Annotated in this window: 12 protein-coding genes and 1 pseudogene; 6 read left to right on the top strand and 7 right to left on the bottom strand. The window is 68.0% G+C overall.

All coding sequences use genetic code 11. The features are described 5' to 3' along the window. The 3 genes from ACFWF3_RS07805 to ACFWF3_RS07795 form a co-directional block, all read left to right on the top strand. Window positions 1-901 (top strand): patatin-like phospholipase family protein (locus ACFWF3_RS07805; RefSeq protein WP_379312949.1); only part of this gene is annotated, 901 nt, incomplete at its 5' end. Window positions 902-1,058: 157 nt separating this feature from the next. Continuing rightward, a complete protein-coding gene (locus ACFWF3_RS07800) occupies window positions 1,059-2,531 on the top strand; it encodes a flavin-containing monooxygenase (protein WP_379312948.1) in 1,473 nt (490 codons plus the stop codon). Between the two features lie 76 nt (window positions 2,532-2,607). Further along, on the top strand, window positions 2,608-3,441 hold the full coding sequence (locus tag ACFWF3_RS07795; RefSeq protein WP_379312947.1) for an SDR family oxidoreductase: 834 nt from the start codon (window positions 2,608-2,610) through the stop codon (window positions 3,439-3,441). A gap of 18 nt (window positions 3,442-3,459) precedes the next feature. Here the strand turns inward: ACFWF3_RS07795 and ACFWF3_RS07790 are convergent, their stop codons facing one another. The 3 genes from ACFWF3_RS07790 to pepN all read right to left on the bottom strand — a co-directional run bounded on the left by ACFWF3_RS07790 (window position 3,460) and on the right by pepN (window position 7,553). Next, window positions 3,460-4,050, bottom strand: a complete 591-nt coding sequence (locus ACFWF3_RS07790; protein ID WP_379312946.1) for a ClpP family protease — start codon at window positions 4,048-4,050, stop codon at window positions 3,460-3,462. Window positions 4,051-4,179: 129 nt separating this feature from the next. Continuing rightward, complete coding sequence (locus ACFWF3_RS07785) at window positions 4,180-4,785, bottom strand: ClpP family protease (protein WP_379312945.1); 606 nt, start codon at window positions 4,783-4,785, stop codon at window positions 4,180-4,182. Between the two features lie 176 nt (window positions 4,786-4,961). Further along, window positions 4,962-7,553: an aminopeptidase N gene (pepN, locus tag ACFWF3_RS07780; protein WP_379312944.1), complete on the bottom strand. Its 2,592-nt coding sequence runs from the start codon at window positions 7,551-7,553 to the stop codon at window positions 4,962-4,964. A gap of 255 nt (window positions 7,554-7,808) precedes the next feature. Between pepN and ACFWF3_RS07775 the strand changes: the two genes are divergently transcribed. Then, window positions 7,809-8,645, top strand: a complete 837-nt coding sequence (locus tag ACFWF3_RS07775) for a phosphoribosylaminoimidazolesuccinocarboxamide synthase (protein ID WP_378995596.1) — start codon at window positions 7,809-7,811, stop codon at window positions 8,643-8,645. A gap of 82 nt (window positions 8,646-8,727) precedes the next feature. On the opposite strand, the gene ACFWF3_RS07770 is transcribed toward ACFWF3_RS07775, so the two are convergent. Next, window positions 8,728-9,084, bottom strand: a complete 357-nt coding sequence (locus ACFWF3_RS07770) for a winged helix-turn-helix transcriptional regulator (protein ID WP_378995598.1) — start codon at window positions 9,082-9,084, stop codon at window positions 8,728-8,730. A gap of 21 nt (window positions 9,085-9,105) precedes the next feature. Here ACFWF3_RS07770 and ACFWF3_RS07765 point away from each other — a divergent pair, with 21 nt between their 5' ends. Further along, the gene (locus ACFWF3_RS07765; protein ID WP_379312943.1) at window positions 9,106-10,029 is read left to right on the top strand and encodes an NAD(P)-dependent oxidoreductase; all 924 of its coding nucleotides are present in this window, start codon (window positions 9,106-9,108) and stop codon (window positions 10,027-10,029) included. Between the two features lie 106 nt (window positions 10,030-10,135). On the opposite strand, the gene ACFWF3_RS07760 is transcribed toward ACFWF3_RS07765, so the two are convergent. After that, window positions 10,136-10,930 carry an NAD(P)H oxidoreductase gene (locus tag ACFWF3_RS07760; RefSeq protein ID WP_379312942.1) on the bottom strand — a complete coding sequence of 265 codons (795 nt, stop codon included), beginning with the start codon at window positions 10,928-10,930 and terminating at the stop codon, window positions 10,136-10,138. 68 nt (window positions 10,931-10,998) lie between these two features. On the opposite strand from ACFWF3_RS07760, the gene ACFWF3_RS07755 reads away from it, so the two are divergent. Further along, window positions 10,999-11,946 carry an AraC family transcriptional regulator gene (locus tag ACFWF3_RS07755; RefSeq protein WP_379312941.1) on the top strand — a complete coding sequence of 316 codons (948 nt, stop codon included), beginning with the start codon at window positions 10,999-11,001 and terminating at the stop codon, window positions 11,944-11,946. Between the two features lie 40 nt (window positions 11,947-11,986). On the opposite strand, the gene ACFWF3_RS07750 is transcribed toward ACFWF3_RS07755, so the two are convergent. Then, window positions 11,987-12,418, bottom strand: coding sequence for a nitroreductase family deazaflavin-dependent oxidoreductase (locus ACFWF3_RS07750; protein WP_378995605.1), 432 nt, complete (start codon window positions 12,416-12,418; stop codon window positions 11,987-11,989). A gap of 20 nt (window positions 12,419-12,438) precedes the next feature. Continuing rightward, window positions 12,439-12,641 (bottom strand): annotated as a pseudogene (locus ACFWF3_RS07745) (NUDIX hydrolase); the annotation flags it as partial.

The raw sequence follows: 12,641 nt of genomic DNA, 5'->3' as shown, positions 1-12,641 counted from the left end.
GAACTGGGACACCCGTACCGCCGATGTCCTGATCGGCACCTCAGCGGGCGCGGAACTCGTGGCGACCCTCGGCTCCGGGCGTACCCCCGCCGACCTGCTCGCCGCACTCGACGCCGCTCCCGGTGCCGACCCGATCCTGGCCGGTCATGTCGCCGTCGACCCCGGCAAATTCCCGCCGCGCCCAAGGCTCGGATTCCCCGGCCTCGGCCTGGTCGGCGCCGGTCTGCGTGCCAATTCGCCCTACACCGCGCTGGCCGGACTCCTGCCGCGCGGCGGCGGCGACGCCGACTGGTTGCGGTCCTTCGGTCAGGCGCTGGCCGACCCGAGCGGCTGGGTGCGCCACCCCGCGACCTGGATAGTCGGCGCCGACGCGGCAACAGGTGCGCGAGTTGCCTTCGGAGCGGATGACACTCGCATCGCGACGGCAGGCAGATCGGTCGCTGCCGGTGCGCAGGCGGTCGATCTGGGTGATGCGATCGCCGCGTCCTGGGCCATTCCCGGTTGGTTCCCGCCCGTGCGAATCGGCGGCAAGAACTACGTCGACGGCGGTTCGGTGTCGTCGGTGTCGGCCGATCTCCTTGTGCCACTCGACCTCGATGAGCTGGTGATCATCGCGCCGATGACATCCGAGGGCGGCGCACCGGCCACCGGCCTGAACCGGGTCGAACGCCTGCTCCGTACGCAGATGACCCGCGGACTCGATCGCGAAGTCGCGCTGCTGCGCGCCGCGGGCACCCGCGTGATCCGCGTCGAACCGGGTCCCGAGGAACTCGCCGCCATGGGCCCGAACTTCATGGATTCGGCGCGGCGCCCGGCCACCATCGCCGCCGCCCGTCGCAGCGCCGCGACCCGGGTCGCCGACGCCCTGCGCGCTTCCACGCTCGCGAACCGGCCCGCATGATCCGCCCGGCTCAGCGGCGGCGCCGCACCCGATCTCCTGGATCAACTCGGTCACCGGCGGATGCGCGCTGCTTCGCTGTCGGGTCGCCGGTCTCGGATTTCGTCAGCTCGCGCGTCGGGATCGGCGCACCACTCGTTTCGTTCGAAGGAGAAGTCGTATGAGCCGCCAGCACGAAGTTGTTGTGATCGGAGCGGGAGTTTCCGGCATCTGCGCGGCGATCAAGTTGATCGAGGCCGGGATCGAGGATGTGGTGATCGTCGAGAAGGCCGCAACCTTCGGCGGCACGTGGCGGGCCAACACCTATCCCGGCTGTGCCTGTGATGTGCCGTCCGGCCTGTACTCGTTCTCCTTCGCGCCGAACAGCGAGTGGTCGCGGCTGTTCGCGACCCAGCCCGAGATCCTCGACTACGTCGACCGGGTGGCGCGCGAGCACGGGCTGGCCGAACACACCCGCTTCGGGGTGGAAGTGGTCGGTTCGCGGTTCGACGAGACGGCCCAGCTGTGGCGGCTGGAAACCAGCGAGGGCCCGCTGAGTGCGCGCTTCGTCGTGTCGGCCGCGGGTCCGTGGAACGAACCACGCCTGCCCGAGATTCCGGGTCTGGCCGAATTCCCCGGCGAGGTCTTCCATTCCGCGCGCTGGAACCACGATTACGACCTGCGTGGCAAGCGGGTCGCGGTGGTCGGGTCCGGTGCGTCCGCGGTGCAGTTCGTGCCCGCGATCCAGCCCGAGGTCGCCGAACTGCACCTGTTCCAGCGCACCGCGCAATGGGTGCTGCCGAAACTCGATCACCGCGTGCCCGGCTTCGAGAAGAAGGTGATGCGCCGATTCCCGTTCGCGCACAAGGCCTTGCGCTCGACCGAGTACGCGCTGATGGAAGGACTCGGGGTGGCGTTCCGGCATCCACGGCCGCTGATGCAGACCGTGCAGGCCGTGGGTTCGGCGTATCTGCGTGCCGTGGTGCGTGATCCGGCGCTGCGGGCGAAGCTGCGGCCGGACTACCTGCTCGGCTGCAAGCGGATCCTGTTCTCCAACAGCTATCTCCAGTCGCTGACCAAGAGCAACGTCGACGTGCACGCCACCGGGGTCGCCGAATTCCGTGGCAACACCGTGGTCGGCGCCGACGGCACCACCGCCGAGGTCGACGCCGTCATCCTCGGCACCGGCTTCCACATCCTCGACACCCCGCTGGCCGACATCGTGCGCGGCGCCGACGGCCGTACGCTGGCCGAGCACTGGAAGGGCTCACCCGAGGCTTACCTCGGCACCGTCACCACCGGTTTCCCCAACGCCTTCACCGTGCTCGGCCCCAGCCTCGGCACCGGCCACTCGTCGGCGTTCGCCATCCTCGAAGCCCAGGTCGCCTTCCTCGTCTCGGCGATCGAGCGGGCCCGCCACGAAGGCTGGGCGGCGCTGGACGTGCGTCCCGAGGTACAGGCGCGCTACGTCGACCAAGTACAAACCGCGCTGGCGAGCACCGTCTACAACGCGGGTGGTTGCCACAGCTATTACATGGATGCCAACGGCCGCAACAGTTTCAGCTGGCCCTGGTCCACGGGGGAGCTCACCACCCGCGTCAGTGCGTTCGACCCCGCGGACTTCACCATCACCGACGTGACGGTGTCCGCGTGAGCGCTTCCATCGCACGCCCGTCGAGCGACATCGGCTGCGCGACACACACATCGACCACCAGACGAGAGGCCACACAATGAGCTACCCACGGATCGATCTCGCGGGCGCGACGATCGCGATCACCGGCGCCGCACGCGGCATCGGGCTGGCCACCGCCCGGGCGTTCGTCGAGGCGGGCGCCTATGTCGCGCTCGGTGACCTCGACGAAGCCATGGCCGTGCAGGCCGCCGCCGAACTCGGCGACCACGCGGTGGGCCACGTGCTCGACGTCACCGACAAGGCTTCCTACGCGGCGTTTCTCCAGGCGACCACCCGGTGGCGCGGCCCGCTCGACGTGCTGGTGAACAATGCCGGCGTGATGCCGAACGGCCCGTTCCTGGAGCAGTCCGACCGGATCGACCAGCTCACGATGGACGTCAACGTCTTCGGCGTCATCCACGGTATGCGGCTGGCGCTGCCCGCGATGGTCGAGCGCGGCTACGGTCACGTCGTGAACGTCGCCTCGCTGGCGGGCAAGTTCCCGCTCAAGGGCCTGGCCGTGTACAACGCCAGCAAGTACGCGGTGGTCGGCCTGACCGCCGCTACCAGGCTGGAAATGGATGGCACCGGTGTCAGCGTGAGCGCGGTCCTGCCGTCGGCGGTGCGTACCGAACTCAGTTCCGGCATCGACTACGGCATCCTGCCCGCCGTCGATCCGGAGGACATCGCCGCCGCTGTTGTCCGCTCCGTCAGGACTCGGGCAGCCGAGACCGCGGTGCCCGGCTATGTCGGACTGATGGCGAACGCGTCCGGTTTGGTGCCGGAGTCGGTATTGCGGGCCTTGCGCAAGGTGGCGCACGACGACGCCGCGATCAACGGCGTCGACGACACTGTGCGGCGGGTCTACCTGGACCGCATCGAAAAGCAGTGAGCGGCGGGTAGACCGGGATCACTCCCGCTCGTGCAGGACCTGATCGACCAGTCCGTACTCGAGCGCGGTCTCGGCCGTGAACACCCGGTCGCGGTCGGTATCGCGGCGCAGGGTTTCCGAGGTCTGGCCCGTGTGCTTGGACAGGATCGCCTCGATCGCCGCGCGCATCCGGACGATCTCGTCGGCTTGCAGGATCAGGTCGGGGATGGTGCCCTGGCCGCGAGTCGCCGGTTGGTGCAACACGATTCGGGTGTGCGGGAGCATCGCGCGATGACCGGCCGCGCCACCGGCGAGCAGGACGGCTCCGACGGCGATCGCCTGGCCGACACAGGTGGTGTGCACCGGCGCCTTGATGAATCGCATGGTGTCGTACACGGCGAGCATGGCGGACAGGTCGCCGCCTTCGCAGTTGATGTAGAGGCTGATCGCCTGGCCGGGGCTGTCGGATTCGAGGTGCAGCAGCTGGGCGATGAGCGCGTTGGCGACGCCGGAGTCGATGGGGGTGCCGAGGTAGACGATGCGTTCGCTGAGCAGGTGCGAGTAGATGTCGGTGATTCGCTCACCGCCGCCGCGATGCTGCGACACCACATTGGGAATCGTGTAGGTCATGAGATCACTGCCCGCCTCTCCGTGTATTTCTGCCTGATTCGTCTGCCTCGTGGATCGTGTCGGCGGCAGGCGGTTGTGCTGTTGGTGTGCGTGTGCAATCAGTGGCGGCTGTCGGCGCGGGAAACAGTTTCATGCGGTGATTCCGATGCGGTGGCGGTTCGGGACGACCTGATCGAAGGACTCGACGATGTGGTCGATGAATCCGTACTCGAGGGCCTGGGGTGCGGTGAACCAGCGGTCGTGCAGCGAGTCCTCGTAGACACGGTCGAACGGCTGGCCGGTGTCGTCGGCGATGAGGCCCAGCACGGTGTCGACGGTGTAGCGCAGGTCATCGGCCTGCACCTCCACCTCCACCGCGCTACCGCCGATGCCCGCCGAGCCCTGGTGCATGAGGACGCGGGCGTGCGGCAGGGCGTACCGCTTTCCCGGTGCACCGGATGAGAGCAGGAATTGACCTGCGCTGCAAGCCAATCCGAGCGCCAGGGTGGACACCTCGCACGGAACGAGGCACATCACGTCGCGGATCGCCAGCATCGACGGCACCGAGCCGCCGGGGGAGTGGATCCACAGCGAGATCCCGGCCTCGGGGCTCTGGGCGCCGAGGGTGAGTAGTTGGGTGATGAGCAGGGTGCCGTTGTCGTCGTCGAGGGGGCCGTCGAGGACGAGGATTCGGCGGCCGAACAGTTGTTCGCGGGCTCGCCAGCTGAACATCGGGGTCTTGTCGTCGTGTGCCATGGGTCCACGGTGCCTCGCGCACACCCCGCGCGCCGCCATTGCTGCCCCCAGCAGATCCGCTCACAGCAGCAAGGTCGGTCGCCCGAAGCTCCAGCGCAGGCGCGGGCCTCGGGCGGGCTCCGGACAGGGAAAGGGCCCGGTGTGGCGAAATCGCGGCACCGGGCCCTTCGGGCGAACTACTTGGCGTCGAATTCCCGTGCGCGCAAGGAGCGTTCGATGCCCGCTCGGCCCTCGGAGACCAGGCGGTACAGGGCGGGTGGGTGGTCGCCTGCCAGGAACTCGTCGGCCTTGGTGACGGCTTCCTCGCTGATCGCCCAGTGCGGGTACAGCCCGATCACGACGGTCTGGGCGACCTCGCTCGAGCGGCGGTCCCAGACGGCGGGGATCTCGGCGAAGTACTTGTCCACGTACGGTGCGAGCACCGCACCCTGACCGGCCGGGGCGAACCCGCCGACGATGGCGCGGGCGGTGATGTTGGGCACCGAGTCGTCGCCCATCACCGTGTCCCAGGCCTGCGCCTTGACCTCGGGGATCGGGCGTGCGGTGGCCGCGGTGGCGGCCTGGCGTTTACCTGCCGCGGTCGGGTCGCCTTGCAGTTCGGCGTCGATGGTCGGCGAGGCCGGACCGTCGGCGTCGATCCGGCCCGCGGCGGCCAGCGCGGTGATGATGCGCCAGCGCAGGTCGGTGTCGACGGTGAGACCGGGCAGACCGGCTGCCGCCGGGTCGGCGTCGAGGAGCCGCGCCAGCACCTCGACGTGGCGCGATTCCAGCTTCGCCCCGGTCAGCGCGTTGACGAAGGCGAGCTGACGGTCCGAACCCGCCTCGGCGGCGCGGGCCAGCTCGAGCAGCCGGTCGGCGTATGCCGCCCAGCCTTCCTGCTCTGCCCACGCCGGATCGGCGTAGCTCGAGATGGCGGTGTTGGCCTGCATGAGCAGTCGCTGCACCACCCCGATCTCGGACTCGGAGCCGATCCCGCGCTGCACGAGTGCCACGAAATCGCGGGCCTTCATCTCGGCCTGACGGGTCATCTCCCAGGCGGCCGACCAGGCCAGCGTGCGCGGCAGCGAGTCGGCGATGTCACCGACGCGCTGCACGACCACGTCGAGCGAATCGGCGTCCAGGCGCAGCGAGCAGTAGGTGAGGTCGTCGTCGTTGACCAGCACCAGCGCGCCGCGCGGCACGCCGACCAGCTCGGGCACCTCGGTGCGCCCGGTGGCGTCCAGGTCGAGTTCGACCCGGTCGGTGCGCACCAGCTTGCCGTCGACATCGTCGTAGACACCGATCGCGATGCGGTGCACGCGGTACTCGCCCGCACCGGGCGCGGCACCTTCCTGCACGACCGCGAAGCTCGAGAACGTGCCGTCCGCCGCGACGACGAAATCGGGGCGAAGGATGTTGAGGCCGGTGGTCTTGAGCCACTGCGCACCCCAGTCCGACAGATCACGACCCGAGGCCTTCTCCAGCGCCGCGAGCAGATCGTCGAAAGTGGCGTTGCCGTAGGCGTGTTCGGCGAAGTAATCGCGCAGGCCCGCCAGGAACGGCTGGAGTCCTACGTAGGCGACGAGCTGCTTGAGCACCGAAGCGCCCTTGGCGTAGGTGATTCCGTCGAAGTTGACCTCCACCGCGTGCAGGTCGGGGATGTCGGCGGCGATCGGGTGGGTCGAGGGCAGCTGGTCCTGGCGGTAGGCCCAGGACTTCTCCACATTCGCGAAAGTGGTCCAGGCGCTGGTGTATTCGGTGGCCTCGGCCTGGCACAGTACCGAGGCGAAGGTCGCGAACGACTCGTTCAGCCACAGGTCGTCCCACCACTTCATGGTGACCAGGTCGCCGAACCACATGTGCGCCATCTCGTGCAGCACGGTCTCGGCGCGACGCTCATAGGACGCGCGGGTCACCTTGGACCGGAACACATAGTCCTCGAGGAAGGTGACAGCGCCGGCGTTCTCCATCGCGCCCGCGTTGAACTCCGGCACGAACAGCTGGTCGTACTTGCCGAAGGCGTACGGCACGCCGAAGTTGTTGTGGTAGAACTCGAAACCCTGTTTGGTCTCTGTGAACAGCCGTTCGGCGTCCATGTGGTCGGCCAGCGACGCACGGCAGTACAGGCCCAGCGGGATCTCGCCACTCGCGTCGATGAAGGTGTCGGACCACTTCGCGTACGGGCCCGCGATCATGGCGACCAGGTAGGTGCTCATCCGCGGGGTGGTGGCGAACGTGTGGCGCACGACCGCGCCGACCTCGAGCTGTTCGATATCGGCGCCGTTGGAGATGACCACCCAGTCCTCGGGCGCGGTGGCGACGATGTCGAAGGTGGCCTTGAGATCGGGCTGATCGAAGCAGGCGAACATCCGCTTGGCATCGGCGGTCTCGAACTGCGAGTACAGGTACACGTTGTCGTCGGTCGGATCCACGAAGCGGTGCAGACCCTCACCGGTGTGCGAGTACTCGCAGTCGGCCTCGACCACCAGCTCGTTGTTCTCGGCCAGCCCCGGCAACGCGATTCCGGTCGACTCGTCGTAGGAGCTCACATCGAGCGCGACGCCGTTGAGCACCGCCGACCGCACGCGCGGCGCGACCAGATCGATGTAGGTGTCGGCACCGGGGGTGGCGGTGAAGCTGACAGTGGTCTTCGACCCGAAGGTGTCGGACACCTCGGACCCCGCTCCGCGCGGCTGATCGGTGAGGTCGAGTTCGATCCGGTAGTTCTGCACGGCCACTACGGCCGCGCGTTCGACCGCCTGGTCGCGGGTGAGATTCGGGGCGGACATTGATCTCCTTCGTCGTCGACGAACACGGCACGGTAGTTCGGCGTCCACAATGCCACTTGCCGTCGGCCCCCGCTCACGAGTTTCCCGCCCACGCCGGCGTGACGGTCGTGCGGCCACCCTCCGGCCGTGGCGCGGATCACGAGGAGAGCGACCGACTCCGCGTCGCGGTGACCAGGCGTGATTCGGCCCTCGGGGCCGTCTGTACAGTTCGTACATACTCAGTATGTAGACGACCCATGATTCGGAGGCTCGACGTTGAAGCATGTGCACGCCGGGAAAGTTCGTGACCTCTACGAGGACGGCGATACCCTGCTGCTCGTCGCGTCGGACCGGGTCTCGGTCTACGACGTGGTGCTGCCGACGCCGATTCCCGACAAGGGCGCGCTGCTGACGCAGCTGTCGAACTGGTGGTTCGAGTACTTCACCGGCATCCCGAATCACGTGGTCTCGGCGACCGACGTGCCCGCGGAGTTCGCCGGACGTGGGATCCGGGTGAAGCCGTTGAAGATGCTGGCTGTCGAGTGCATCGCGCGGGGATATCTGACCGGGTCCGGCCTCAAGGAGTACCAGCGGTCGGGGACCGTGTCGGGGATCGCGCTGCCCGCGGGGTTGCGTGACGGCGACAAGCTGCCGGAGCCGATCTTCACGCCGTCGACGAAGGCGTCCGAGGGCCACGACGAGGCGATCAGTTTCGCCGATGTGGTGAACCAGGAGGGCCGTGAGGTGGCCGAGAAGCTGCGCGATCTGACCCTCGAGATCTACTCGCGCGGGGCCGAGCACGCGGCGAAGGCCGGCGTGATCGTGGCCGATACGAAGGTCGAATTCGGGTGGGACGGTGACGTTCTCACCCTCGGTGACGAGGTGCTGACCTCGGACTCCTCGCGCTTCTGGCCCGCCGACGAGTGGGAGCCGGGTCGAGCCCAGCGCTCCTTCGACAAGCAGTTCGTGCGCGACTGGTCGACCTCCACCGGCTGGAACAAGGAATACCCGGGCCCCGAGATCCCCGCCGATGTCGTCGAAGGTACTCGCCGCAAGTACGAAGAGGCCTACGAGCGCATCACCGGCCAGAAGTGGGCCGGAATCCAGGCGTGACTCGAGCGGCGCCGGTCGACGCACCAGCGCCACCATCGTTCGCCCGTCGAACACGGTGCGGGCCTGGCGTGGTCCTGTGGCGTCAGTGCACGGGTGCGTCGACGCCTTTGACCGCGCAGATGTGGTTCATGTTCTCCCTACCCCAGGCGCCGAGTGCGGCAAGGGCCGCGTTGAGCGACACCCCGCGCTCGGTGAGTGAGTACTCGACCTTCGGGGGAACCTGCGCGTAGACCTCGCGATGGATGATCCCGTCGTGTTCGAGCTCGCGCAGTTGCTGGATCAGCATTTTCTCGGTCACGCCGGGAATCAGGCGTTTCAGGTCGCCGAAGCGCTGGGTGCCGGTGGACAGGGCCCACAGGATCAGCGCTTTCCACTTACCGCCGACGACGTCGAGCGCGGCGTCGAGTTCGCAGGAATACGGACGCACTCGCTGCTGCATGGTGTCCTTACTTACCTTTTGGTGGGTATTGCACTTCATAGTCGGTACTTGTCGATTGTAGCGCAGCAGGCAAATCTAGAAGTGCGTTGCCGAACCGGCAGCAAGAACTTCGACGCAAAGGCAGCTATGACGAATTCAACGGCAGCACAGCGTGTTTCGGTGATCGGCCTCGGCGCGATGGGCACCGCGCTGGCCGAGGCGCTGTTGGCGGGCGGTCATCAGGTGGTGGTGTGGAACCGCACCGCGGCGCGGGCCGAAGCGCTGGTGGCGCAGGGCGCGCGGGTGGCCGCGACCGCGGCCGAGGCGATGGCGGCGGCCGATCTGGTCATCCTGTGTGTTCTCGACGACGCTGCCGTGCGCGAGCACATCGAGCCCGCCGCAGCGCTGGTGCGGGGCCGAACGGTGGTCAACCTGACCACCACGACTCCTGAGCAGGCACGTGCGCTGGGCAGGTGGGCCGCGGCCAACGAGGTCGAGCTGATCGACGGCGGCATCATGGCATCGCCCGAAATGATCGGCGGCGCGGCTTCGCTCGTGATCTACAGCGGGGCGACCGCGGCATTCGATCGTCACCGGTCGGTGCTGGAACTGTTCGGCCGGGCCGAATTCGTCGGCGCGGATCTCGGTGCCGCCGCCATGTACGACCTGTCGATCCTCGGCGGGATGTATGCCATGTTCGCCGCGTTCCGCCAGGGCGGCACGATGGTCCGCACCACCGGCGGTACCGCGGCGCACCTGGCGGCGCTGATGGTCCCGTTCCTGCAGGCGATATCGACCTCGCTGACCGCGCAGGCCGTCGGCATCGACACCCCCGCCGACTACGTGCAGATCCAGAGCGACGAGTTCACCGCCGCCGCCATCGATCTGATCGACAAGGCGGCGGTCGAATCAGGCACGTCCACAGACCTTTTCGGTGTGCTGCGCCGTACGCTCACCGGGCTCTGAGCCGATTCGCGCCGCCACCGAGAGCCGGTGGTGGCGACGGGATCAGCGCGCGCGGCCTGGTGTTCGGCCGACCGGCGCGGTGGGGCGGTCGGCCGAACGGTCGTTGTCAGGCGGCGACGCGACTCGCGGCGAGCAATGCGTCGACGAAGCCCTCGGCTTTCGCGTCGAAGGCGGCGTAGTGGGTGGTCCGCGCGTCCCCGCTGATCGCCTCACCGATCACGAGATTGCCTTCGGCGTCGAGACTTTGGGGCTGCTCCTCGGCATCGGGAAGCAGGCCGACCCGCGAGTCGGCGAAACCGCTGTAGTAGGCCAGGCCCTCGTTGAGCTGGGCTTCCAGTAGCTGCTGCATGCCGGGGATGATCGCGTCATCGGCTGTCGCTCCGGCCAATCCGAGCCACAGGATGCGCTTGCCTGCCAGCCGCGGCTTGCTGCGGCCGTAGGCGAAACCGTAGTTCCATACGGCGTCGATCCAGCCTTTGAGCAGGGCGGGCACACTCTGCCAGTAGACCGGGAACACCACGACCACGATGTCGGCGGCCAGCATGCGCCGCATGTGCGCCTCGGCGGTGGGGGAGTAGATCTTGTCGCGGTTGCCCCACTCGGGCTGGTCGGCGACGGTCATCCGCGGGTCGAAGTTCTCGGTCTGCAGATCGAGGAAATCGACCGTGTACCCGGCGGCGGTGAGGCGGCCGACAGCGCGGTCGGCGACATGGGCGGACAGCGAGTCGGAGCGGTGATGGCCCAGGACCACGAGCGCGGTGGGACCCGGTGCCGAGGGATCGGTGGTGCTCGATCCGGTGGTGGTCAGTTCGGCGGTGGCAGTCGTGGTGGCGGCGGACTGGGTCACGGTGAGCTCCTGTTCGATCGGGTGCGGGCTGGTCGGCCCGGTCGCTTCAGTCAACCGTGGATCGCGTGGACGATCTATGGGCGATCATCTCCAGTCGATAGGAATTCGTCTACGCTGGTGGAGTGGATCCGTTGAGTTCGTTGCTGAGCGGCATTCGTGCCGAAGGATCGGTCGTGGCCCATGCGGTACTGCGACCACCGTGGACGATTCGTTTCGCCGACCGTGCGCCCTTGATCATGGTGACGGTGCTGCGTGGCGGCGGCACCCTGGTGCTCGCTGACGGATCACGCACGACTCTGATCGCCGGTGACACCGCGCTCGTGCAAGCGGGTGAGCCCTTCCATCTGGCAGACACGCCCGCCGCGCTCGGCCGTCCACACGAGCGCTACGAGCTGTCCTGTTTCGTGCCGGACGGCTTCGGTCCCACCGACATCAGTTGTGCGACATCGGAATTGATCGTCACGCCGGCGACAACCGGTGCGCCCGGCGAGACTTCGCTGCTCGTCGGCGCCTATCGGGCATCGGGGCGACGCCACGAACGGCTGTTGCGAGCGCTACCGCAGGTGATGGTGGTCCACGAAGACCCGGAAATGTGTTTGTGGCTGGAACAATCCGCCGCCGACGCGATCCGGTTCAGCGCGGGCTCGCAGGCGCTGATGGACCGGCTGCTGGACTGGGCGCTGGTCTGCACGCTGCGCTCCTGGCTGGCCGAACAGCAGCATTGCGCGCCCGCCTGGTACCGGGGGATGGCCGACCCGATCGTCGGCCCGGCGCTCACCGCCATCCACGACCGGCCGTTCCACCGCTGGACCGTGGCGAGCCTGGCCACCGAGGCGGCGGTCTCGCGCGCCCTGTTCGCTCGGCGCTTCACCGAGGTGATGGGCGAACCGCCACTGGCCTACCTCACCGAATGGCGCATGGCCGAAGCCGAAGAGCTGCTCGCCGACCCCGCGCGCAGCGTCGCCCAGGTGGCGACCACGGTCGGCTATTCCGACGCCTTCGGCTTCAGCGCGGCTTTCAAACGACTCCGCGGGACGAGTCCCACCGAGTTCCGGGCCGCGCTGGTGTAGGGCGGGCATCGTGTTCGATGCCCGCCCGCCGGCAGGTGGGTCAGTTCCTCGGTGTGAGCAGGACCAAGGGGATCTCGCGTGTGGTTTTCGTCTGATAGTCGGCGTAGCCCTTGTAGGCCTCGGTGACCCGAGGCCACAGTGCCGCGCGTTCGTCGGGGGTGGCGACGTGGGCTGTCATCGGGCGCACGGGGCCGTTGCGCAGTGACACCTCGACGTTCGGGTTGTCGCGCAGGTTCACGAACCAGGAGGGATGGGTGGGGTCGCCGCCGCGGGAGGCGACGATGACGATCGTGTCGCCGTCGATGATCGGCGCGGTCAGCATGACCTTGCGCGGCTCGCCGGATTTGCGGCCGATCGTGGTGAGTTGCAGGGACGGCATCCCGAAGAACGAGTTGCCGAGGCGTCCGCCGGTCACCGTGAGCAGGGTGCGGTGGACTCTGTTCATGATCTTCAGCTGCAGGTCGCTGGGCATAGCTGAAATCTACCCCGATCTCAGTGCAGCTGATCGGTGAGGCGGTCGAGGAAGGGGCGCTGGCCTTTGCCGAGCTTTTCCCGCGCCGTGGCGGGGTCGAACCAGTCCGCCCGGTCGATCTCGGGGAATTCCGCGACCTTGCCCGACCGTGGCGGCCACTGCATCTCGAATGTGCCCGGCACGACATCGGCCGGGTCGAGATCGCCCTCGACCGCCCACACGG

The sequence above is a fragment of the Nocardia sp. NPDC060220 genome (assembly GCF_042727815.1).
In the GTDB taxonomy this organism is placed as follows: Bacteria; Actinomycetota; Actinomycetes; order Mycobacteriales; family Mycobacteriaceae; genus Nocardia.
This window is presented reverse-complemented; position numbering and strand designations above follow the sequence as displayed.

Bases quoted from the DNA above. Each gene is read 5' to 3' on its own strand.
- ACFWF3_RS07800 (WP_379312948.1), top strand. From the start codon at position 1,059: ATGAGCCGCCAGCACGAAGTTGTTGTGATCGGAGCGGGAGTTTCCGGC.
- ACFWF3_RS07795 (WP_379312947.1), top strand. From the start codon at position 2,608: ATGAGCTACCCACGGATCGATCTCGCGGGCGCGACGATCGCGATCACC.
- ACFWF3_RS07790 (WP_379312946.1), bottom strand. From the start codon at position 4,050: ATGACCTACACGATTCCCAATGTGGTGTCGCAGCATCGCGGCGGCGGT.
- ACFWF3_RS07770 (WP_378995598.1), bottom strand. From the start codon at position 9,084: ATGCAGCAGCGAGTGCGTCCGTATTCCTGCGAACTCGACGCCGCGCTC.
- ACFWF3_RS07750 (WP_378995605.1), bottom strand. From the start codon at position 12,418: ATGCCCAGCGACCTGCAGCTGAAGATCATGAACAGAGTCCACCGCACC.
- pepN (WP_379312944.1), bottom strand. From the start codon at position 7,553: ATGTCCGCCCCGAATCTCACCCGCGACCAGGCGGTCGAACGCGCGGCC.
- ACFWF3_RS07785 (WP_379312945.1), bottom strand. From the start codon at position 4,785: ATGGCACACGACGACAAGACCCCGATGTTCAGCTGGCGAGCCCGCGAA.